Source organism: Gloeobacter violaceus PCC 7421, assembly GCF_000011385.1.
GTDB lineage: Bacteria > Cyanobacteriota > Cyanobacteriia > Gloeobacterales > Gloeobacteraceae > Gloeobacter > Gloeobacter violaceus.
In genome coordinates this window covers 4,499,901-4,521,382 of sequence record NC_005125.1, presented here as the reverse complement: position 1 = coordinate 4,521,382, position 21,482 = coordinate 4,499,901, and the positions used below count along the sequence as shown (strand labels likewise).

Below are 21,482 nucleotides of genomic sequence, written 5' to 3'. Positions count from 1 at the left end.
CGCTGCGGGATCAATTCGCCCCTACCCACCGATGTCGAAGCGTCCGCCGATCCGAAAGGTGGTGCCGGGGGCGGGGTTGGCATCCAGGTATTCGTACTGGGTATCGGTGAGGTTGAAGACGCTGCCGGTGAGCGTAAAGAGCGGCGTGATCGGAATTTCGACGTTGAGGTCGAGGGTGAACCACGAGGGTACCCGGGTGCTGTTGTCCCCGCGAAAGCGGTACTTGCCGTCGTCGTAGCGGGCCAAAAGCGTGGCGGTCAGCCCCTTGTTGGCATAGGTGAGGGCGCCAATTGCGCTGTTGTAGGGGATGTTGTAATCCTGGTACTCCTTGAAGTTGGGATAGGTGAAACTATCGATGTCGTCGGAATAGTTGCCGTAGGGGCGCGCGTCGACATTCGTCCAGATCGCCCGAAGCTGCCACTGATCCGCAAAGCGCCAGTCGGCCGAAAATTCGATGCCGTTACCCCGGCGGCTGCCCAGGTTGATCGTCTGATCGATGATGATCGATTCGGTGGTGCTGCCCGGCGTAAAGTTCGGGTTCAGGAAAATTCGGCGCTGGAAAGTGTTGTCGACGTAGGTGCTGAAGTAGGTAAGCTTCACAAACAGGTTGCGCAGCGGGCTGTAGTCGACCCCCACGTCGAAGGTGATCCCCGTCTCGGGCTTGAGGTTCGGGTTGGGAATGCCGGTGTTCTGGCCGTAGGTGCCGGTGCTGATATACAGGTTGTTAAGGCTCGGGGCGTTGAAGACCTGGGAGTAGTTGCCCCGCAGCGACAGGTTATTGGCCAGGTTCACCCGCACCCCCGCCGCCGGGGTGAGAATCTGGCCGAACTGGTCGCTGTAGGTGTATCGCACTCCGAAGTTGGTCTTGAGCAGGTCGCTGAAGCTGATGTCATCGACGATAAAGATCGAAGTACGGCTGGTGGCGACGTCTTGATACGAAACCGTAAGCACATTAAAGTCGTCCCGGTCGGTGTTGGTCTGCACATAAATCCGGTCTTGCACGAAGTTGGCGCCGACGCTCAGGATCTGCCCAGGCGAGAGCTGGACATTGTAGGTGCTCTGGACTTCGAAGCGCTGGCCTTCGATATAAGGGCGAAACACCGGACCGACCTGCAGTTCGCCCACGCCGCTCGCGGTGGGACCGTTCGCTGCCTGACCGCCTAAGACGTCCGTGTTGTAGTAGTACAGGTTGGGCCGGAAAAAGTTCAGCGATTGCTTGTAGTACGCGAGGTAGCTGTTGACCGACTGCGAAGGCGAAATATCCCAATCCCAGGTCAGGGATGCCTCCGTTTCACTCAGGCTACGCTGCCTGAAAAACGAGTCGTCGCCCTGGGCTCTTTCTGCCTGCGGGAAGGCGGTGCCCGTTGGAACGGAAAGATTGCCGGCGTAATTTCGGGAGTAGTTGAACGGAAAAGCGAGGGTGGAGGAAGGGGTGACCGGCAGATAAGTCTGCACTGGACAGCGCACCTCCTGGCCCTGGGCGTTGAGGGGCAAAAAGCGCGCCGCCACGCCGAAATCGTTGTTGAAGTAGGTGCCGTTGGAGGTGGTGGTGGGGCCGGTAAAAAAGCCGCAGATGTTGTAGTCGAAGTAGCCGGGGCTGCGATCGCCGATGCTCAGGTTGTGCTGATTGAGGCGCAGGGTCAGTTTGTTGTCGGTGTCGGGTTTGAAGGTGAACTTGCCCATATAGTTGTCGTTGCCGACGTGGGAGAGATCGTTGATCCCCTGCACCTTGGTGGGTGGACCGACCTCGGGCTTGAGAAAACCGTAGAGATTCGTGCCGTTGGGCAAACTGCCGTCCCCGCAGGCTCGACCCAGGGGACCGACACAACTGGAACCAGTCACCACGTCGTTGGGGCCGTAAAACTGGGGCGAGGTGGGCAGCGTGAAGCCGAACGGGTAATTGTTGCCCGCGGCGATGCCGGTAAAGATCAAGTTGTAGGAAAACGTATCGTCGCCGCCCGAGTACTTGCCCACGAAGCGGTTGAACGAGTAGCTGCCGTACTGGTAGCTGAGGCTGAGTTTGGGCGGTCCCTTGGGCGTCTCGGTGATCAAGTTGATGACGCCGCCCACCGAACCGGAACCGTAGCGCAGCGTCGAACCGCCGGTGATCACCTCAATGCGCTCCAGGTCGTCGAGTACCAGCGCGGAGACATCCGAGCGGCCGTTAAAGGGCGATCCGAGGCGCACGCCGTCGCGCAACACCACATACTGGGTGTCGCCGAAACCGCGCAGGAAGTTGGCGCTCAAATTACTCTGGCCACCCAATGCCGGGGTGGAGTTGTTGAAGCCCGGAATCAATAGCAGCGCGTCGGAGACGGTCACCGCCCCTTGGGCCTGAAAATCTTCGCGCTTGATGACATTGACCGATTGGGTGGAATCGCGCGCCCGGGTGGGGCGCCGGGTCGCCGTCACCGCCACCTCGTCGAGAAAGTCGCCTTCGTCGGTCTGCTGGGCGGTGGCAGGCTCCTCCGCAGTAGCGGCCGGCGCAGGAGTTGGAGCGGCGGGGGGCGCCTGGCCCACCTGCGGTTCAATGACCGGCTGTGTCCAATCCCACGCGGACGGCACCGCCTTCAAATCGATCGCCTGGCGGCCGGTGTGCTCGCGCAGCAAATCCTGCGCGCGGATAGGCTCCGGTGCGCTCGCCCGCGCCAGTACCGGGGGGGGCACTTCGGCAGACACCGCGCTCGTCCACCCCACGGTGAACGAACCCGCAAGCAATACCAGCGCGCTTACAAACCGACTCTCCATTCCACTCCCGATTCTCTTGTTCATCCCGATTGCTCCTCACAAATCAATCAACCAATCTTGCTCGCGGACAGGCACACCAATTGGAAGCCGGGCAAACAGCTCTGCCATCGGCATATTCTGATGAAAGATTCCAAAATGGAATCGCTTTATCAACCTTCAAAGCACTAACGGGTGGGGGGACAGGAAGATAATTGCACCTGCAGTTAAACCGCTGTCGGCGCAAAAATCACACAGCCTGAGAGTTTGGCCTCTCAGGACGCGACCTACCTTCTCTTTAGTGGTTAACGATACCCATCACCCCTATGCGGTATTGTAGCCAAGACCACTGAGTAGCCAATTTGTGCAGCATCTCTGACATAAAAGGCGCCTGCCTGCAATGCTGGAATCGACTGGATAACCATTTGGAATTACAGATCTAAGTAACAGAAACCGGCCGCTTCCCGATCCGCCAGACTGCGGCGAGCATAAAGTACTGCAATACGGCTTCCAATTTCTGACCCCGCATGTACCCGGGCTGGGGAGCCGCGCCGGGTGCCGGGGCCGGTGGGATTGTGATAGCCTGCTACGGTTGGCGGAGGACCATGGCAACCCCCTTGCGTCTGGCACTCATCGGGCTGGGTACGGTCGGCAGCGGCGTCCTGCGTATTTTGCACGACACGGCCGGGCGCGACGCGCGGCTGGGCACGGTACAGGTAGTGGGTGTGGCCGTGCGCGATCTCGAAAGACCCAGAGACCTGCCGGTGTTGCCCCCGCTCACCGACGACCCGTTCTCACTGGTGCGCGATCCGGAGGTGGATGTGGTAGCCGAGGTGATGGGGGGAGTGGATCTGCCTTACCGGCTGTTGACCGCGGCGCTCAAGGCGGGCAAGCACGTGATCACCGCGAACAAAGCCTTGCTTGCCCGCCACGGCCAGGAGTTGTTCGCCCTGGCGCGCGCCCAAAATCGCCAGTTGCGCTACGAGGCGGCGGTGGGCGGCGGCATCCCGCTCATTCAACCGCTGGAGCAGTGCCTGGGGGCCAACCGCATCCACTCGGTGACGGCCATCATCAACGGCACGACCAATTACATCCTCACCCAGATGGCCACCCGCCAGATGGCCTACACCCAGGCCCTCGCCGAAGCCCAGGCCCTGGGTTACGCCGAGGCCGACCCGGCGGCGGACGTCGAGGGGGCCGACGCCCAGGAGAAGCTCACGATCCTGGCCAGCATCGCCTTTCGCATCCCGCTGCCGCCTCTGGAGGCGATTTACCGCGAGGGGATCACCGCAATCGATCTGCCCGATGTGATCAACGCCCAGCAGTTGGGTTTTGGGATCAAACTGCTGGCCCTGGCGGAGCGCTGCCCGGACGGACGGCTCGATCTGCGGGTGCACCCGACGCTGGTGCCGGTCGATCATCCCCTCAGCCGGGTGGACGGTGCCTACAACGCGGTGCTCATCGAGGCGGAACCGGTGGGGTCGATCATGTTCTTTGGTCCCGGGGCCGGGGGCGGTCCCACCGCAAGCGCGGTGATTTCCGATCTGATCAATATCCTCGCCGACCGGCCCGCCGGACCCACCCCCGCCGACTTTGCCCAACCGCCGCCTGGTTATCTATCCATCGACGAAGTCCAGACCCGCTTTTATATCCGCCTGCGCGCCCTCGACCGGCCGGGGGTGGTCGGCCATATCGGCCAGATCTTCGGTCGCCACTCGGTGAGCCTTGCCTCGATCGTCCAGAAGAACCCGCGCGGGGCCGCCGCCGAACTGGTGATCATCACCCACGACGTGGCGGAAGCGCGCCTGCGGGCGGCCCTGGCCGAGTTGCGCGCCAGCAGCGAGGTGCAGGATTTTTGCACCGCCATCCGGGTTCTGCCCGAGGGCTGAGCGATATCCCCCCGCCTGCAACGTCTATAAAGAACTGACTTGCCCCGAGGAGGTCTACGAGAAGATCTCCAGCTACCACGAACAGAAGGCCCGTTCGTAGCACAACGTGAATCGGCCGCTATCCTGAAGGGAGTATTCGCTCAGGCGACGGCAATGAACAGAAACAAATTTCCCTGGCGCGGCGCTCCCGACGCCGGCGTAGTACTCGGGACCATGGCAATTTTGTGGGCCATCAGCGTCGTGGTAGCGGGCTTCGTTGCCCAGTAGCTGCCCAGGAGAAGGGCTCAGCTTTGCGAATAGGAAGGGCCGTCCCAGTGGACGTTGCGCAGGATGGCCCGGCGCAGGTCCGTGTGGGTGACATCGGCTCCAGCCAGGTTCGCTCCGCTCAGGTCCGTGTCCACCAGGACGGCCCGCGACAGATCCGCCGCCCGCAGGCTGGCGCCGCTTAGATCCGCGCCGGTGCAGGTGGCGTCGATCAGGTGCGCCCCCTGCAAATCCGCCCCCGTCAGTCTCGCTCCGTGCAGATTGGCGTCGATGAGGACCGCGTGCTGCAGGCTGGCGCCCGTCAGCACAGCGCCGCTCAAATCTGCCCTTTCAAGTTTGCAATCGTCCAGGATCGCCCCGGCGAGGTCCGCTCCCTGCAGGGCGGCATCGGTGAGATCCGCTGCACTGAGATCCGCATGGGCCAGATTCGCCCCCTGCAGATTTGCCCCCCGCAGGTCGGCCTGCCGCAAGTTGGCCCGCGCCAGACGCGCCTCGGCAAGCATCGCCCCGGCCAGGTGGGTGTGCCGCAAATCGGCCATGCGCAGATCCGTCTTCCAGAAGCGCGCCTGCTCCAGGTCGGCCTGCTGTAGCTGTACCCCGCTCAGGTCCGCAAGCGAAAAATTGGCCCGCGATAGATCCAATCCTCCCGACAGATCGAGACCGGCGAGGTTGAGGCCCCGAAAGCGCAACGTTGCGCCCGCCGGGGTGTTGATGATGCTCAGGACAATCTGATGTCTTGCCAGTTCTGCCATCGTGCAACCTCTCAAGGGAACCGTGGGGTTCCGCCTGCCTCCGGCATCCCCACCTGGATTTGCTCATCGACTGTGCGCACTGGGTAAATGCGCAGGGGACGGACATGGTCGCCGAGGCGGGCAGCCAATTGCGCCGGATAGACCCGGCGCGGATAGAGATTCTCCCCGGTGCGCACGTCGTACTGGAAGTGGTGCCAGGGGCATTCGAGCACTCCCTTCCAGACCTCGGCCCCCGCCAGGGGCAGGTGCCGGTGGGGACAGAGGCCGTCCAGGGCGTATACATTGTCCTGCCCGTCGCGGACAAGAATCAGCTCCCGTCCCCCCACCAGCACCGGGTATACCCGGCCGGCCGGGATATCCCGGGTGTAGGCCACGGCGAGGTACTGCACCGGCCGCCTAGTTGTGGCCGTTCGGCACGACCAGGAAGCGGCTGGTGTAGGGCGATTCGCCTGGGGTGCCGCGCCGGAAGTGGCCGGAAGGCCCTTCGCCCAAAAATTCACTGAACCACGCTTCGTGCTCAATTTCCTCGTTCAAGATAGCCAGGGCCAACTCGTAGGTGCGGTGATCTTTGCCGAAGGTCATGTCGCAAATTTCGGTGTAGACGCGGATAGCGCACCGCTCCGCTTCGACTAAGACCCCCAGGAGCTGTCGGGCATCGTTTGGGTTGTCAGGCAGATACGCATCGGCGCAGGCCGCCATATCAGAAAAATCGCGGATGTCGCGGGGCAGATCTCCACCCAACTCGTAGATGCGCGGGAAAAGCGCTTCGAAGTGGTTGCGGTCCTCCAGGCGGGCATCCTCGATGATCTCCTTGAGTCCCTCACCTTCAAAGCCGATCGCGTGGGCGCGCAGCAGCGTGTAGTAATAGTAGGTTGTAAACTCCGCAGAAGCGGCGCGTACTAGCTTTGCGACGAGTTCATCGACGTTGACGCCGGATTTTTCTACCATCTCGCGTGCTACTTTGGCCATGATTTCAACTCCTTATTGGGCAATTGGAACTTGCCAATTCACAGATGCGATCCACCGACAGCGCTCCCAGGAACAATGCCCCAGAAGTCAATGGCTCTCTCGGCAAGAAATCAGACAGTTGTTATCGAATACAACCAGTCCATAGCTACCGGTCGTCATCGCGAAAAAGCAGGACACACAAAATGCCGGTGAACAACAGCGATGCGTTCGGTGGACAGGCTGCAGTTGAAGACACAACCTAATCTTGAATGAGTCTAATCAAACCGGCGCCGAAGTTGCAAAAAACTTAACCGAAGCGGGCAGCCTTCCGGCAAGGTCCGCCGAGTTCGCCCAAGGCGGGAGATCAAGCACGAAGTGTTCGGCGGTAGGTTTTGACCGCCTGGGTCTGGTTGTTGGGATCGACAAATGGGTTCAGGTTTGGCAAATCTAGTTGCGGCAAAAATCGGCTGCTTGCAATCGGCAGATACTCGGAGCCTTCGAGGTGATACAGCGAAAAAACGCCGTCCTGCCAGAACCACACCTCCGGCACCCGCAGTCCCGCGTAGACCCGCAGCTTGTCGATGCCGCCGCTGGTAATGACCACTTCGAGGGCAATATCCGGAATGTCGCCCATGGCGCCGACACAGTAGCATTCGTCCGGCTCCAGACCCCGCTGTCTGGCCGCTTTTTTGAAGGTCATCGAGCCGTACCCATTGAGATCGATATCCATTTCTTCCGCATAAGCTTCGATAAGACGCGCAATGGTAGTCTTCAGCGCCTCGTGCTCACGGGAGGTGGTCATGATCTCCAGTGTTCCTTCCAGATAGGTCATCCGCAATCCCGGGCGATCGGACAGGGTTGCTCCCAAGATCTCGTACTCCTGCCAGCTCACTCCGTAGAGGGTGAGTCGTTGCTCCGGCATGGCCGCTGTGGGATCGCGCAGTTCTGGGTGCATCATGTGGGGCCGGTCGTTTACTCCCAATCCTAGTGCCTGGCCGCCCAGAACCGCATGGCCGAACGTCGCCTCGGTGTCTCGACGGTCAAAAGTTCGCAGATCACCATCCGCTTTCTCTAATGCAGCCAATAAAAAAGCGGGCCACAGGCCCGCTTTGGGAACGCGATTGAAGAAGGGTTAGCGGCCAATCGTCAGCCTGTAGGAGCCGTCGGCGCCAACGCTCTGGGAGACCACGGAGTGGCCCGTGCGCTTGACTTCCGCCAGGGTCTTGTTGACGGCGTACTTCTGGTTGATCGAGTTGATGAGCTCGGTCTGGTTGTGCTTTTTGGCGACGCCCCAGAGATCGGCGATCAGATCGAAGGAGCCGTCGGAGTTGCGCGACCAGCCCAGGTCGTATTCGCCGTCAAGGGTGGCGACGATGTCGGCGCGCACGCGCTGGCCGTTGTAGCCGCGCACATCGGCGACGGTCTTGACGGTGATGCCGAGGTCGCGCAGCGAAGACTTGAGGATCTCAGCGTCGGTGATCTTGGTGCGGAGAGTGCTGAAATGAGACATGGTTTCCTCCTGAAGGAATGAAAGGTAAGCGTTGAAATGGAACCGGATGGTTAGCAATCGGATTGCTCAACAAGCGGGGCGACCACCTCCTGAATCAGTACCTCTGGGCATGTTTAGAACTCCATGCGCTGGTATTCAGCGACCATGGACGCGGCCGGGCGTGCCCGATGCCTGGCCCACTCCCTGAGCGCCGTCACCTGCTCGGTCGCCGTCCGAGACAGGGGCAGCGTCGACTTGAGCGCCGCGAGGATGTCGAACTGGGTAAATTCGCGATCCTGGGCGAAGGCGTCGTACATCGCAGCCACCATGCCTTGCTCGATCTCGGCTCCCGAGTAGCCCTCGCAGGCCCCCGCCAGCGAATCGATGTCGAAGCGGGCGATGTCCTCGCGCCGCTTGCCAAGGTGGATGCGGAAGATTTCTTTGCGTTCCTCGAAGTTGGGCAAGTCGACGAAGAAGATTTCATCGAAGCGGCCCTTGCGCAAAAACTCGCTCGGCAACCGCTCCACCCGGTTCGCCGTCGCCATCACGAACACCGGAGAGGTCTTCTCCTGCATCCACGTCAAAAACGAACCGAAAATCCGCATCGACGTCCCGCCGTCTGAGTCCGACGAACCCCCCGCCCCCGCGAACGCCTTGTCCACTTCGTCGATAAACAAAATCACCGGCGAAATCGATTCGGCCACCCGCAGAGCGTTGCGCAGGTTCGCCTCCGAACGGCCCACCATCGAACCGTCGTAGACCCGGCCGATGTCGAGGCGCAGCAGCGGCAGACCCCACAGCCGCGCGGTGGTCTTGGCGATCAGCGACTTGCCGCAGCCGGGCACCCCCAGGATCAGCATGCCCTTGGGTTGGGGCAGGCCGTACTGGCGGGCGCGCTCGGTGAAGGCGTCGGAGCGCTGGGTGAGCCAGCGCTTTAGCTCGGCGAGTCCGCCGACCGAGTCGATGGTGTCGTCGAATTCGAGGTATTCGAGGATGCCGTTGCGCTTGATGATCTGCTTTTTTTCGGAGAGGACGATGTCGACTTCGGCTTCGGTGAGTCGTCCGGAGACGACTTCGGCCTTGCGGTAGACCTTGTCGGCCTCGTCTTTGGTGAGCCCGAGGGCGGCTTTAAGCAGTTTCTCGCGCCCCTCGGTGCTCAGCCGCCGGGTGCGGGTGAAGCTGCCGTTTTTGAGGTGGGTGTTGAGCACTTCGTCGAGTTCGCCCATGGTCGGGAGCGGAAACTCGACCACCACCACGTCCTTTTCGAGTTCGACCGGGATGCGCTGCACCGGCGACATCAAGACGATCGCCTTGTTCATCCCCTTGAAGCCTGCAATCGCATCGCGCAGCCAGCGGGTCACCGAGGCCGACTCGATAAACGCATGGAGATCTTTGAAGATGAAGATGCCCGGCTCGCGCTGACGGGTGACCCACTCGATGGCCGCCTCGGGCGATACCGTGTTGTGCTGGGTGAGCGTGCGGGGACGGCCGTACTCGATGATGCCGTGGGTTACCGTCCACAAGAAGATCTTGCGCGGCGGCCTCAGCTGGGAGATGGCGGCGATAGCCTGCTCTGCGCGCTCCTCTTCCGGAGTCAGCAGATAGATAAGAGGGTAGTGAGCCTGGATGAGAACTTCTAACTCTTGCATGGCGATTCACCGCGTGGCCGGGAGGATCTCAGTGCACCAGGGACAACTCTTCGCGCTCCTGAACAGTGCCGCTTTCGGGAACGCCTGCCGCGGCTTCGGCGATGGACGCGTCGGCCAGAATCGCCTTGGTGCGCGGCAGGGCTTCAAGGTTGTCGGAGCGCAACACCACGGCGGTGCGACATTCCGGACATTGGTAGACCCGGTGGGCGCGGCCGTGGGTCGCCTCGACCGCCTCCGGGTGGGCCAGCATAAATTGCAAAGCGCGCTCGGCGAGCACCGACATCGGCTGCTCCTCGACGGCGGCTTTGATCTTGAGTTGGCGATGCAACTGCGGCGGCAGGTAGAGCGTGACTTTGTGCTTGCTGTCGTCCATTTCAAATCCCTTCATCGGGATGCAACTGACTGGGATGCCGCCCATACTACAGGCCGCAAACAGTATGACAGCACGAAGTTTATCAAACTTTACAAAGAAGTCGGTGAACGGGGATCGCCTGCGCCGGTAGCCTGTCAGGCGTTGGGGGTCTGCAGTAACCAGAAGCCTGCGATCTGGGGGCTGCCCTCCGCCGGTTGGACCGCCAGAAAGTGCAACCCGCGGCTTCCCGCGAGCCGCTCGGCGAACTGGCGTCCCCGCTCGCGCATGCCGGGGTCGTCGAAGGTGGCGAGGATCCAACGCTCGTCGAGGCCCGCCTCCAGTATCAGCCCGTCGATTTCCGCCCGGGTGTACTGCAGGCTCACCGGTTCGCGGGCGGCGAGCCAGGAGGCAAGGTCGCGGTCGCGCCTGGAAAACAAAAACACCCCGGGCACCGGCGCGTCGATACCGGCGAGGAGGGGCACTTCGAGGTAAGCAATCGGCAGTTGCCGCAGCTGACCCAGTTCGGCTCCCGGCAGGGCGCTAAATCCCCAGCGATCCGGAAGCCGGGCGTCGGGGATGGGGGCGGGAACGGCCTTTTGCTGAGGTACGCCGGGGGGCAGTGGGCGGTAGTCCGGCATCTGCGGGTACAGCGACTCCTCGCGTTCGGCGCGCCGGCGCTGCACCGCGATGGCCCGGCGGCTATGGCGCAGGGGAATGCCCAACCGGCGGCAGGCCGGTCCCGCCAGGTTGAAGGCGGCGGTGCGAAAGGCACGCATCTGCAAAGGCGGCCCGCCCCGGCTCGCCACCAGTTCTGCCAGTTGCGCTTCAAGCCACACCACGTTCGCTGCGTCTGCCGGACAAAATTGCGCGCGTAGCAGGCCGCCCTCGGCGGTGCAGACGAGCAGTTCCCAGCGCACCTGTCCATCGGCTCCCACCAGCGGACAGCGATAAAAATCCAGCTCCCACAGCTCCACGGTGCAACCATTTTTCGCGGGGGACCGCCGCGCTCCGTGCCACAATTTTAGGTGTCGGCGCGTCGCCGACGCTCAGCACCCCAAGGCCATGGAAACGATCACCCGCCCGCAACCGGCCATTCCCGAACCGCCGGTCTTTACCCATCCGGCCGAGGAGCGTCGCCACCTCAAGGAACGTCTGGCGGCCGCATTCCGGCTGTTTGCCCGCTACGGCTTCGACGACGGCATCGCCGGGCACATCACCGCCCGCGACCCCGGGCGGCCGGACCACTTCTGGGTCAATCCTTTCGGGATGTACTTCGGCCACATCCGCGTGCGCGACCTGCTGCTGGTCGACGCTGGAGGTGCGGTGGTCGAGGGGGACCGCCCGCTCAACACCGCCGCCTTCGCCATCCACTCGCAAATCCACGCCCATCGCCCCGACGTGGTGGCCTCGGCCCATTCCCATTCGATGTACGGCAAAGCCTGGTCCACCCTCGGCCGCAAACTCGACCCGCTCACCCAGGACGCCTGTGCGTTCTACGAGGACCACGGTCTGTTTGAAGACTACACCGGGCTCGTCCTCGACCCTGCCGAAGGGCGGCGCATCGCGGCGGCCCTCGGTCCCCACAAGGCGGTCATCCTGCGCAACCATGGCCTTTTGACCGTCGGCCGCAGCGTCGATGAGGCAGCCTGGTGGTTCATCGCCATGGACCGCTCCTGCCAGGTGCAGCTGTTGGCCGAAGCGGCGGGCGAGCCGGCGCTGATCGATCCGCACCAGGCCCGCCTCGCCTGCGGCCAGGTGGGCAGCCACCACCAGGGTTGGTTCAGCTTCCAGCCGCTCTTTGATCGCATCGTCCGCGAACAGCCGGATCTGCTCGAAAGTTGAGCGGCGCCGCCGGGCTGGGCCTGCACACTTCCACTGACACCCTGGGCCTTGCCCTCTGGGATGGGGCGAACTTGCGAACGCAATTGTTCGCGGAGGGACGCGCCCTTTCCGAGACGTTGCAGGTGCGGCTGCAGGATTTTCTAGTTCCCCGGAGTTTTAGTGAGCTGGGTTGGATCGCTGTCTGCATCGGCCCCGGCAGCTTTACGGCCACCCGGTTGGGGGTGGTGACGGCGCGCACCCTTGCCCAGGCTCTCGCTATTCCGCTTCTGGGCGTCAATGCGCTCGAAGCTCTGGCGGCGGCCCACCCAGGCCACGGTTCGGTGGCCGTCTGGCTGGATGCCCGCCGCGGCGACCGCTACGCCGCCCTTTACGAGCGCGCCGACAGTGTCTTGATAACTCTGCGGGAAGTAGAACTGGTCCTCGAAGCACACTGGGAAGCCTGGCAGGGCATCTTGCCGCCCGGTTGCCGGGTGATCGCGGGCGATGCTGTGCCCGAGCCGCCCATCGCCGCCTTGATGCATCTGGCACGCGCACGCTTCGAGGGCGGCCTGCGCCCCGGTTGGTTCGAGGTGGAACCTTTGTACGGGCGGGCAGCCCCCATCCACCCCGGAGCCATTGTTCCTGGACCTGATTGAGGAACGTTGCGTCCATGGCGGGTGTCGGGCGACGATGGACCGGAAAGTCTTGCGCAGGAGCAGGCGATGGCGATCCGGATCAGCGGGCGCAACCAGTTGCCGGGCAAAGTAATCGAATTGCTCCTGGGGGACATCATGGCCCAGGTCGTTGTGCAGGTGGGCGAATTTGTCGTCGAAGCGGTGATCACCCGCCGCAGCGCCGAGCAGATGGGGCTCAAAGTCGGCGACGAGGTGAGCGTGCTGGTCAAAGCCACAGAAGCGATGGTGATCAAGGAGATGCCTTAGATGCACTTTAGACTTCTGGTGGGATTTGTCTCGCTTGCGCTGGCGTGCTGGGGCCTGGGTGCTGCTGCCCAAGCGGCGGAACTCACGGTCTCGGCGGCCATCAGCCTCAAAGAAGCCTTCGGCGAGATTGCCGTTCAGTTTGAAAAAGGCCGTCCGGGCGACAAAATCAACTTCAATTTTGCCGCCTCCGGCGAGTTGTCCCAGCAAATTGAGCGCGGAGCGCCGGTGGATGTGTTCGCCTCCGCCGCCCTCAAGCAGATGAACGACCTGGACAAAAAAGGGCTGCTTCTGGCGGGCACCAACCAGCCTTTCGCCCGCAACCGGTTGGTGGTGGTGGTGCCGAAGGGGCAGACGAAGGTGGCTTCCTTCGAGCAACTGTCCAAAGTCGGCCGTCTGACCATCGGCAACCCCAAGACGGTGCCGGCGGGACAGTACGCCGCCGAGGCGCTCACCAAAGCAGGAATTTATGATACTTTACTTGCGTCTCAGAAGATCGTCTTCTCTGAAAACGTCCGCCAGGCCCTCGCCTACGTCGAGGACGGCAACGTCGATGCGGGGATCGTCTACGTCACCGACGCGCGCGCCAGCCAGAAAGCGGACGTTGGTTTTCTGGTGCCCGCGAACTACAGCGAGCCTGTGGTCTATCCGATCGCAGTCGTCAAAGACAGCAAACAGCCGGATCCGGCACGGGCATTTGTGACTTTTGTACTCAGCGCGCGGGGGCAGGAGATATTACTGAGCAAAGGCTTTTTGGGCGCAAACAAGTAGAGACAACGGTGGCCAAAAATGACAGACCCCTGGTTTTCGCTGCGGCTGTCGCTTGCCGTCGCCACCCTTGCCACCCTCATCGTCGGGGTGATCGGCACCGCCGCCGGTTATTTTCTGGCCAAATCCCGTTTCTGGGGCAAAGATTTGCTTGATGCCCTGTTCACCCTGCCGCTGGTGCTGCCGCCCACCGTCGTCGGCTTCTACCTGTTGGGCCTACTGGGCAAGCGCGGTTGGTTCGGACAGTTTCTGTTTGCCTGGACGGGTTGGGAGATTTTGTTTACGTTTCAGGCGGCGGTGATCGCAGCCACGGTGATGGCGATGCCCCTGATGGTCAAGACGGCGCGCGCCGCCATCGAGAGCGTCGATCCCGCCTACGAGCAGGCCGCCCATACCCTCGGCAAGGGCCGCTGGCGCACCTTTTTTCAAGTCACCCTGCCGCTCGCCTGGAAAGGGATCGCAGCCGGGCTGGTGCTCAGTTTCGCCCGCGCCCTCGGCGAATTTGGCGCCACACTGATGGTGGCGGGCAACATCCCCGGCAAAACCCAGACCATGCCCCTGGCCATCTACCAGACCACCCAGACGGGCGAAGACACTACCGCCCTGGTGCTGGTGGCGGTCCTGACCGCCACCTCCCTCGTGGTACTGGTGGCCACCAACCGCCTCGCCCAGGGGCGTCCATGGTAAAGCTCGCGGTGTCGATTCAAAAGCACCTGGGCGAATTTCGGCTGTCGGTCGATTTCGCCGTCGAGTGCGGATTGACGATCTTGTTCGGGCCGAGCGGCTGCGGCAAGTCGAGCATACTGTCGACCATCGCCGGACTGCTGCGGCCCGACAGCGGCCGGATTGCCCTGGGCGAGGAGGTATTTTTCGACAGTGCGTGCGGCATCCACGTCTCACCCCAGCGGCGCCGCGTCGGGCTCGTCTTCCAGAACTACGCCCTGTTTCCGCACCTCAACGTCGAGCGCAACATCTGCTTTGCGATCGACCGCGAGAGTCAAGATTTTCAGCGCAAACGTCTTCGAGAATTGCTGGCGCTGTTGCGCCTCGAAAGCCTGGCCCATCGCTATCCGGCGGAACTGTCCGGCGGACAGCAGCAGCGCGTGGCCGTGGCCCGCGCCCTGGCGCCCCACCCGCACCTGTTGCTGCTCGATGAGCCCTTCAGCGCCCTTGACCCCGAACTACGCGAGGAGTTGCGCGACGAATTGAAGCGGCTGCAAATCCAGCTTGCTCTGCCCATCGTGATGGTCACCCACACCCGCTCAGAAGCGCTCCAGTTGGCCGATACCGTCGTGCGCCTGGAGTTTGGGCAGGTGATGGCCCTGGGCAGCGCAGCGGCGGTACTCAGTCCCCCCCCCCGCACCGGCAACAACGCCCGATTTAGCTGGTAAGTTTTTTAGCTGCCCAGGGCAATATCGAGAAACATCATTACCACAAATCCCACCATCACCCCCACCGTCCCTTCGAGGTCAAAGCCCTGACGATGCGACTCCGGGATAATTTCGTCGCTGATCACAAACAGCATCGCCCCGGCGGCAAAGGCCATCCCCCAGGGCAAGATCGCCTGGGAAACACTCACCACGCTCGCCCCCAGTAGACCGCCAATCGGTTCGACCAGACCCGAAAGCAACGTCACCCACAGCGCGTAGCCCACCGAATAGCCCTGGCCCAACAGGGCGACGGCCACCACCAGCCCCTCGGGCATGTTCTGCAGACCGATGCCCACCGCCACCGGCAAACCTTCGGCGATGCTGCCGCCCCCGAAGCTGACGCCGACCGCCATCCCCTCCGGAAAGTTGTGCAGGGCGATAGCCCCCACGAATAACCAGATGCGCTTGAGACGCTCAGGACTGGGGTTGGCGCCCTCCGGGCCTTTGATGAAGTGCTCGTGGGGAAAGTAGCGGTTGGCCAGCCACAAAAATAGGCCGCCCAGCAGAATGCCGACCGCCATGATCAGAGCCGCGACGGGCCGGGAGTAACCCTGCTTGACGGCAATATCCGTGCCCGGCACGATCAGCGAAAAAGCGGAAGCGGCGAGCATTACCCCGCCGCCGAAACCCAGCAAAATCGACTGGGTCTTCTGGGAGAGCTTGCGGGCAAAGAGCACCGGCAAGGCCCCTACAGCCGTGGCGAGGCCGGCGATCAGACTGGCGAAGGTTCCGAGGAAGACTGGGTGCATGGCCTACATCGATTCGCGCGGCTCGATGCCGAGCAGGGTGAGGGTAGTGGCCAGCACCTGCCGCGTGGCGACAACGAGGCCGAGCCGAGCGTAACGCAAAGCAGGCTCCAGGTTCTCCGCCAGAGGTGGCAAAATCGGGCAGTGCTCGTAGAACTGGCTCACGTCGCTGGCCAGATCGTAGGCGTACTGGGTGAGCCGCTGGGGAGTCCGGTCGACGGCCGCAAAACGATACTCGTCCGGGGCGGCAAGCAACCGTAGCGCAAGAGTACGCTCCTGCGGGGTTTCGAGCCACAGTCCGCCGTCGGGCTTGAGAAACTCGAAGCGCTCAAGGATGGGCATCCCCCGCTCGGGGGCCTTGCGCAGAATGCTGCAGCAGCGGGCGTGGTTGTACTGGACATAGAAGACGGGGTTGTCGAATTTTTCGGACTGGGCCAGGTCGAGGTCGAAATTGACCGTGGTATTGAGCGATTGGCTGAGCAAGAACCACCGCCCGGCATCGACCCCCACTTCTTCGATCAGATCGTCGACGCTCACCAGTTCACCCCGGCGCTTCGACATGCGCATTTCTTCTTTTTGGCCGGTCTCGGGGTTGGTCTTGAACAGCCGCACCATCTGGCCGATCAAGATCTCCAGGGAGTCGGCCGGGTGTCCGAGCGCCTGGGCGACCGCCTTCATCCGCGGCACGTAGCCGTGGTGATCGGCGCCCCAGATGTTGATGAGCCGCCCGTAGCCGCGCTGGTACTTGTCCCAGTGGTAGGCGATGTCGGCGGCGAGGTAGGTGGTGTTGCCGTCGGCGCGCTTGACCACCCGGTCCATCTCGTCGCCAAAATCCGCCGCCTTGAAAAACAGCGCCTCGCCACCGCCGTCTTCTTCCTCGAAGGCGGCCGGGGCCTGCACCTTTTTGGAGCGGCCGGTAATTTCGCCGCTTTGCTCCTGGCGCGAGCGGGCCGCCCGGTAGAGCATCCCCCGCGCCTCCAGATCGGCAAGAGCCGCTTCGATGGCCCCCGCACAGTGCAGCGAGCGCTCGGAATACCAGCGGTCGAACTCGGTGCGAAATTGCTGCAAGGTGATCTTCTGCTGCTCCAACAGCCGGCCCTCGGCGTAAGCGCTGAACCACTCGACGGGTTCGCCGCCCAGGCTGTCGCCCTTGTCGGCCACCAGTTGCTCCGCCAGCTCCTTCAGATAGCTGCCCTTGTAGCCGCCGTCGGGCAACTCGACCGCCTCACCTAGAACCTGCAAATAGCGCTGCTTGAGCGAGAGGCCCAACAGCTGCATCTGGTTGCCCGCATCGTTGATATAAAATTCGCTATCGACTGTATAGCCTGCGAACTGCAAGATCCGCTCCAGGCTGGAGCCGAGCGCCGCCCAGCGCCCGTGGCCCAGGTGCAGCGGCCCGGTCGGATTGGCCGAGACAAATTCGAGCAGGATGCGCTCGGGCTGCTGCGGCACCGTCCGGCCGTAGTCACCCTTGAGTTCTAAGATGTTCTGCAATTCGACGGCCACGAACCGGTGGCCGAGGCGCAAATTGATAAAGCCCGGTTTTGCCACCTCGACGCCGATCTCGTCGCTTGCCAGGTAGGAAGCGATAGCCTCGGCAATGGCAAGGGGCGCCAGGCGACAGGGCTTGGCCAGGCTCATCGCCACCGGTGTCGCGTAGTCGCCGTGCTCGGGGACTTTCGGCTTTTCGACGACGACGGATTGGCGCGGGGGCAACTGGGTGAGTTGTCCCAGTTGCCCGGCCTCAAAAGCGGTGCCGAGAGCGGTGTAAATGCTCTCGGCGAGTTGTTGCTGCAGTGATAGGGCTGTCATACTCTTCCCGCCGATCGTGTAGATGGTGTGCGAGGACGCCTATGCGGGGGAAGGGCCACAGCAGCGGGTCCGGCCAGGGGGCTTAGCCCCCCGCAGTGCCGGTGTCAGTCTTCGTCTTCCTCTTCGACGAAGTCGTCGTCCCCGGCAAAGGCCACCCCCACCGTTCGCAGGCCAAGAGTGTCGTCGATGAGCTCGTCGTCTTCGATCACTTCTTCGGCTTCCTCGTAGGCGTTGAAGCCCGTGCCGGCCGGGATGAGCCGTCCGATGATCACGTTTTCTTTGAGGCCGCGCAGCCAGTCGGACTTGCCCTCGATGGCCGCCTCGGTGAGCACGCGGGTGGTCTCCTGGAACGAAGCGGCGGAGATGAACGAGTCGGTGTTGAGCGACGCCTTGGTGATCCCCAACAGCACCGGGGTGCAGTCGGCCGGGGCGCCGCCGGTCACCGCCATCGCCTCGTTGACCTGCTCGATTTGCCGCAGTTCCACCAGTTCGCCCGGCAGGAAGGTGGTGTCGCCGCCGTCCTCGACGCGCACTTTCGAGGTCATCTGGCGCACGATGATCTCGATGTGCTTGTCGTGGATCTCGACGCCCTGGGAGCGGTAGACCTGCTGGACTTCGTTGACCAGATAGCGCTGGACCGATTCGATGCCCTTTTGCAGACCCTCGCGCGCCGTGAAGATGCGCAGGATGTCGTGGGGGTTGGACGGGCCGTCGGTAATCGACTCGCCCGTCTGTACCTGCTGGCCGTCTACCACCACCAGACTCTGGCCGATGATCGGATAGTTGGTCACCCCGCCGTCGTCCTCGACGACGCTCACCTGATAAGACTCGTCGGGCATCTGGGTGATCTGCACCTTGCCGGGGCGCTCCACCAGCACACACATCTCCTTGGGTTTACGGCCTTCGAGCAGCTCCTCGACGCGCGGCAGACCCTGGATGATGTCGCCGGTCTTGGCCCGCTCGAACACCAACAGCGCCAGGTTGTCGCCGCGCTGGATGAGATCGCCGTCGACCACCAGCAAAATCGCACCGCCGGAGACCAGGTAGGGTCGGCCGATGCGCACGACGACCCGCCCGGATTCCGCCAGCACCACCTGGCCGGATTCGGGAGAGGCAAAATCCTTTGCCAGTTTGTCGCCGGCGCGCAACAGATCGCCGGGTTTGACCGTGAGTGTGCCCTCGACCGGCACATTCACCAGATCGCTCTGGGTGACCAGCAAAATGCGGCGCACGGTCTGGCCGACCCGGGAGATGCCGCGCACGGTACCGGCCTGCTTGGCGAGGATTTCGGTGCGGGCGATGATTGCCCCCGGTCCGATGCGCTCGCCGTCTTTGACCAGGATGTGGGTCAAAGTGGAGCCGTGCAGCAAGTCGGCCGCCACGTCGCGGCGGATGAGCAGCGTCTCCAAAATCACCAGTTGCAGCCGCACCATCGACGGGTCTTTTTCGTCGGGGACAAACTCGATATCGGCGGCCAGCTGTGCCGCCTGGTCGGTGATCTCAAGCACCAGCTGGGTCTTGAGCAGCTCGATGCCGTCGATCGCCTTGACCCGGTCGCCGTCGCGGTAAGGGATGCGCTGCATCCCGCGCAGGCGAATCGAGCTGCCCGCCTGCTGCGAAGCCTCCTGGCTGGGGGCATCCGGCTCGTCGGGCACCGGGAACTCCTCGACCGGCCTGAGCAGCACCGCGAGGCCCTCGGGCGTCTCCACCTGCTCGACGTAGCGCAAGTCGGTGGTCACCACCCCGGGGATCACCTCGGTACCCGGATAGGCAAAGGACTCGTGGGCAACTTTGAGGTCGCTGGGCGCATCGAGCAGGTGCAATTCACCGGGCTTGATCACCACCTCGCGCAGGATGTCGTTGCGCTGGGCAATCGCGACTACGCCGGAGGTGAGGCAGTAGATGTCCTTGACCACCTGCACACCGGCTTCGACGTACTGGCCGTCTTCGACTTCAAGCAGCGAGATGTCCTTGTTGACCTCGTGGGTCTCCTCCGGAATCCACAGCAGCGTACCGCCTTTGAGTACCTCGTAGCCCTGCTTGCCCCGGGCCTTGGCTACCTCCACCCCTTCGGAGTACTTGATGAGGCCGCCGGATTTGGTCATGTAGCGGTCGTCGACCCGCTCGGCCACCACCTGGCCATTGTTGACCTTGGTGCCGGGCGAGACTTTGAGGGCAAAGACCTGGCCGTTGTCGGTCTCCAGGCTGTAGTGCTCGCGGCCCTGGGACTTCTCCTCGTGGACGATGGCCTTGTCGAGCATCACCGAGGCGGTGATGATCTCGACCTCGCGCCCGCCCTTGGCATCCTGTTCTTTGAGGCGTACACCGCCGCCGTGCTCGGTGACCAGCCGCGTCTCGGCAATCACCCCCCCCTGCTCGACTTTTCCGCCGCGCTCCAGGGACGTCTCCGCCCCCGGCGGCAGGTTGTAGACTTCGCCGGAGAGCACCCACAAAAGGCCCAGTCGGCTTGCGTACTGGGTCTCGTTGCCTTGGCGGTCGGTTTTGACCTCAGGCACCAGGTCGGCAAACTTGATCTCCCCGGCCAGATCCGAGAAGACTTCTTTTTGGGCTTTTTCGGTGCTCTTGCGGGCGGTCTTGCCGACCAGGGCCAGTTCCGCGTACATCGTGCCCGCCTCGATGCGCTGGCCGTCACGCACCAGCAAAAGGGAGCCGGGGGTAATCGTGACGGTCTCTTTTTTGCCGTCGGACCCTTCGAGGGACATCGTGCCGGCCTGGTCCGCCTGATAGGCGTCGTCGCCGTGGCGGGTGCGCATCGGCCGGGCCTTGAGGGCGCTCGAGAACTTGATTTTGCCGTCGAAGGGCGCCTTGAGAGGCTTGGCTACCTCGCCTGTGAACACGCCGCCGGTGTGGAAGGTGCGCATGGTCAGCTGGGTGCCGGGTTCCCCGATCGACTGGGCGGCAATGATTCCCACCGCCTCGCCGATGTCGACCAGGTGGGAGTGGGCGAGCGACCAGCCATAGCACATGCGGCAGACCGAGCGGTTGGCTTCGCAGGTCAAGGGCGAGCGGACCATCACCGCATCGACCCCCGAGCGGGCGATGCGCGCGGCCGAATCGTAGTCGAACTGGGTGTTGCGCGGGGCGAGCACTTCGCCTGTGACTGGATGGACGACGTCGCGGCCGGCGACGCGGCCCACCAGCCGTTCCTCCAGCGAAACGATCATCTTGTCGCCGTCTCTGAGGCTGCCCAGGAAAATGCCCCGCTGGGTGGTGCAGTCTTCCTCGCGCACGATCACATCCTGGGAGACGTCCACCAGGCGGCGGGTGAGGTAGCCCGAGTCGGCGGTGCGCAGGGCCGTGTCGACCAGACCCTTGCGCGCACCGTAGGAGGAGATGATGTACTCGGTGACGTTCAGGCCCTCGCGGAAGTTGGCCTTGATGGGCAGGTCGATGATTTCGCCTTGCGGATTGGCCATCAGACCGCGCATCCCCACCAGCTGGCGCACCTGCGAGAGATTGCCGCGCGCCCCTGAGAAGGCCATCATGCCCACCGAGTTGAGGGGGTTGCGCTCTTGGAAGTTTTCTTTGACCCCCTCGGTGAGTTCTTGGGTGGCCCCCGCCCAGGTGTCGATCACTTTTTGAAAGCGCTCCACCTCGGTGATCTCACCGCGGGTGAAGCGTTCCTCGGCGCGCTGAATCTCGCGCTCGGCGGTCTCGAGAATATTGACTTTGCTGTCGGGCACCTGCAGGTCTTCGACAGAAATCGACACCGCCCCGCGCGTGGCGAAGCGGAAGCCGAGGTTTTTGAGGTTGTCCGCCAAAAGCGCCGTGCGCGCCGTGCCGTAATGGGAGAAAGCCCAGGAGATGAGCTTGCCCAGACCCTTCTTGTCGATTTTGCGGTTGATGAACTTGGGTTGCGGTTCTTGCGTCATGGCTTTT

At 63.0% G+C, this 21,482-nt stretch carries 19 protein-coding genes; 7 read left to right on the top strand and 12 right to left on the bottom strand.

What is annotated here, in order from left to right:
* Positions 1 to 21 precede the first annotated feature (21 nt).
* Positions 22 to 2,748, bottom strand: a complete 2,727-nt coding sequence (locus GLL_RS22115) for a TonB-dependent receptor (protein ID WP_231848274.1) — start codon at positions 2,746 to 2,748, stop codon at positions 22 to 24.
* 581 nt (positions 2,749 to 3,329) lie between these two features.
* On the opposite strand from GLL_RS22115, the gene GLL_RS22110 reads away from it, so the two are divergent.
* A complete protein-coding gene (locus tag GLL_RS22110; protein ID WP_011144279.1) occupies positions 3,330 to 4,613 on the top strand; it encodes a homoserine dehydrogenase in 1,284 nt (427 codons plus the stop codon).
* 284 nt (positions 4,614 to 4,897) lie between these two features.
* On the opposite strand, the gene GLL_RS22105 is transcribed toward GLL_RS22110, so the two are convergent.
* The 8 genes from GLL_RS22105 to GLL_RS22070 form a co-directional block, all read right to left on the bottom strand.
* Positions 4,898 to 5,629 carry a pentapeptide repeat-containing protein gene (locus GLL_RS22105; protein WP_011144278.1) on the bottom strand — a complete coding sequence of 244 codons (732 nt, stop codon included), beginning with the start codon at positions 5,627 to 5,629 and terminating at the stop codon, positions 4,898 to 4,900.
* A gap of 11 nt (positions 5,630 to 5,640) precedes the next feature.
* Positions 5,641 to 6,018: a Rieske (2Fe-2S) protein gene (locus GLL_RS22100; protein ID WP_011144277.1), complete on the bottom strand. Its 378-nt coding sequence runs from the start codon at positions 6,016 to 6,018 to the stop codon at positions 5,641 to 5,643.
* 7 nt (positions 6,019 to 6,025) lie between these two features.
* Complete coding sequence (gene dps, locus GLL_RS22095) at positions 6,026 to 6,598, bottom strand: DNA protection during starvation protein (RefSeq protein ID WP_011144276.1); 573 nt, start codon at positions 6,596 to 6,598, stop codon at positions 6,026 to 6,028.
* A gap of 343 nt (positions 6,599 to 6,941) precedes the next feature.
* On the bottom strand, positions 6,942 to 7,535 hold the full coding sequence (locus GLL_RS22090) for a Uma2 family endonuclease (RefSeq protein WP_011144275.1): 594 nt from the start codon (positions 7,533 to 7,535) through the stop codon (positions 6,942 to 6,944).
* 174 nt (positions 7,536 to 7,709) lie between these two features.
* Positions 7,710 to 8,087, bottom strand: a complete 378-nt coding sequence (locus tag GLL_RS22085) for a DUF1257 domain-containing protein (RefSeq protein WP_011144274.1) — start codon at positions 8,085 to 8,087, stop codon at positions 7,710 to 7,712.
* A 113-nt stretch (positions 8,088 to 8,200) separates the two neighbouring features.
* Entirely contained in the window at positions 8,201 to 9,715 is a 1,515-nt protein-coding gene (locus GLL_RS22080; RefSeq protein ID WP_011144273.1) for a stress-responsive protein Ycf46, read from the bottom strand.
* 28 nt (positions 9,716 to 9,743) lie between these two features.
* Entirely contained in the window at positions 9,744 to 10,103 is a 360-nt protein-coding gene (locus GLL_RS22075) for a hypothetical protein (protein ID WP_011144272.1), read from the bottom strand.
* 119 nt (positions 10,104 to 10,222) lie between these two features.
* Positions 10,223 to 11,041: a Tab2 family RNA-binding protein gene (locus GLL_RS22070; RefSeq protein WP_011144271.1), complete on the bottom strand. Its 819-nt coding sequence runs from the start codon at positions 11,039 to 11,041 to the stop codon at positions 10,223 to 10,225.
* A gap of 1 nt (position 11,042) precedes the next feature.
* Here GLL_RS22070 and GLL_RS22065 point away from each other — a divergent pair, with 1 nt between their 5' ends.
* From GLL_RS22065 to GLL_RS22040, 6 genes are all read left to right on the top strand, one after another.
* Positions 11,043 to 11,909, top strand: coding sequence for a class II aldolase/adducin family protein (locus GLL_RS22065; protein WP_011144270.1), 867 nt, complete (start codon positions 11,043 to 11,045; stop codon positions 11,907 to 11,909).
* A complete protein-coding gene (tsaB, locus tag GLL_RS22060; RefSeq protein WP_164929495.1) occupies positions 11,906 to 12,544 on the top strand; it encodes a tRNA (adenosine(37)-N6)-threonylcarbamoyltransferase complex dimerization subunit type 1 TsaB in 639 nt (212 codons plus the stop codon). The genes GLL_RS22065 and tsaB overlap by 4 nt, the downstream gene beginning before the upstream one ends.
* Positions 12,545 to 12,610: 66 nt before the next feature.
* Positions 12,611 to 12,829 (top strand): TOBE domain-containing protein, encoded by a 219-nt coding sequence (locus GLL_RS22055; RefSeq protein ID WP_197530071.1) that lies wholly within the window; start codon positions 12,611 to 12,613, stop codon positions 12,827 to 12,829.
* Positions 12,830 to 13,597, top strand: coding sequence for a molybdate ABC transporter substrate-binding protein (modA, locus tag GLL_RS22050; RefSeq protein WP_011144267.1), 768 nt, complete (start codon positions 12,830 to 12,832; stop codon positions 13,595 to 13,597).
* A gap of 18 nt (positions 13,598 to 13,615) precedes the next feature.
* Entirely contained in the window at positions 13,616 to 14,281 is a 666-nt protein-coding gene (gene modB, locus GLL_RS22045; RefSeq protein WP_011144266.1) for a molybdate ABC transporter permease subunit, read from the top strand.
* Positions 14,275 to 14,985, top strand: coding sequence for an ATP-binding cassette domain-containing protein (locus tag GLL_RS22040; protein ID WP_011144265.1), 711 nt, complete (start codon positions 14,275 to 14,277; stop codon positions 14,983 to 14,985). The genes modB and GLL_RS22040 overlap by 7 nt, the downstream gene beginning before the upstream one ends.
* A gap of 5 nt (positions 14,986 to 14,990) precedes the next feature.
* On the opposite strand, the gene GLL_RS22035 is transcribed toward GLL_RS22040, so the two are convergent.
* From GLL_RS22035 to GLL_RS22025, 3 genes are all read right to left on the bottom strand, one after another.
* Positions 14,991 to 15,773, bottom strand: coding sequence for a ZIP family metal transporter (locus GLL_RS22035; RefSeq protein ID WP_011144264.1), 783 nt, complete (start codon positions 15,771 to 15,773; stop codon positions 14,991 to 14,993).
* 3 nt (positions 15,774 to 15,776) lie between these two features.
* The gene (locus GLL_RS22030) at positions 15,777 to 17,582 is read right to left on the bottom strand and encodes an arginine--tRNA ligase (protein ID WP_011144263.1); all 1,806 of its coding nucleotides are present in this window, start codon (positions 17,580 to 17,582) and stop codon (positions 15,777 to 15,779) included.
* 104 nt (positions 17,583 to 17,686) lie between these two features.
* Complete coding sequence (locus GLL_RS22025; RefSeq protein ID WP_011144262.1) at positions 17,687 to 21,475, bottom strand: DNA-directed RNA polymerase subunit beta'; 3,789 nt, start codon at positions 21,473 to 21,475, stop codon at positions 17,687 to 17,689.
* Positions 21,476 to 21,482 lie beyond the last annotated feature (7 nt).

Bases quoted from the DNA above. Each gene is read 5' to 3' on its own strand.
- GLL_RS22115 (WP_231848274.1), bottom strand. From the start codon at position 2,748: ATGGAGAGTCGGTTTGTAAGCGCGCTGGTATTGCTTGCGGGTTCGTTC.
- GLL_RS22110 (WP_011144279.1), top strand. From the start codon at position 3,330: ATGGCAACCCCCTTGCGTCTGGCACTCATCGGGCTGGGTACGGTCGGC.
- GLL_RS22105 (WP_011144278.1), bottom strand. From the start codon at position 5,629: ATGGCAGAACTGGCAAGACATCAGATTGTCCTGAGCATCATCAACACC.
- dps (WP_011144276.1), bottom strand. From the start codon at position 6,598: ATGGCCAAAGTAGCACGCGAGATGGTAGAAAAATCCGGCGTCAACGTC.
- GLL_RS22090 (WP_011144275.1), bottom strand. From the start codon at position 7,535: ATGATGCACCCAGAACTGCGCGATCCCACAGCGGCCATGCCGGAGCAA.
- GLL_RS22085 (WP_011144274.1), bottom strand. From the start codon at position 8,087: ATGTCTCATTTCAGCACTCTCCGCACCAAGATCACCGACGCTGAGATC.
- GLL_RS22080 (WP_011144273.1), bottom strand. From the start codon at position 9,715: ATGCAAGAGTTAGAAGTTCTCATCCAGGCTCACTACCCTCTTATCTAT.
- GLL_RS22075 (WP_011144272.1), bottom strand. From the start codon at position 10,103: ATGAAGGGATTTGAAATGGACGACAGCAAGCACAAAGTCACGCTCTAC.
- GLL_RS22055 (WP_197530071.1), top strand. From the start codon at position 12,611: ATGGCGATCCGGATCAGCGGGCGCAACCAGTTGCCGGGCAAAGTAATC.
- modA (WP_011144267.1), top strand. From the start codon at position 12,830: ATGCACTTTAGACTTCTGGTGGGATTTGTCTCGCTTGCGCTGGCGTGC.
- modB (WP_011144266.1), top strand. From the start codon at position 13,616: ATGACAGACCCCTGGTTTTCGCTGCGGCTGTCGCTTGCCGTCGCCACC.
- GLL_RS22040 (WP_011144265.1), top strand. From the start codon at position 14,275: ATGGTAAAGCTCGCGGTGTCGATTCAAAAGCACCTGGGCGAATTTCGG.
- GLL_RS22035 (WP_011144264.1), bottom strand. From the start codon at position 15,773: ATGCACCCAGTCTTCCTCGGAACCTTCGCCAGTCTGATCGCCGGCCTC.
- GLL_RS22030 (WP_011144263.1), bottom strand. From the start codon at position 17,582: ATGACAGCCCTATCACTGCAGCAACAACTCGCCGAGAGCATTTACACC.
- GLL_RS22025 (WP_011144262.1), bottom strand. From the start codon at position 21,475: ATGACGCAAGAACCGCAACCCAAGTTCATCAACCGCAAAATCGACAAG.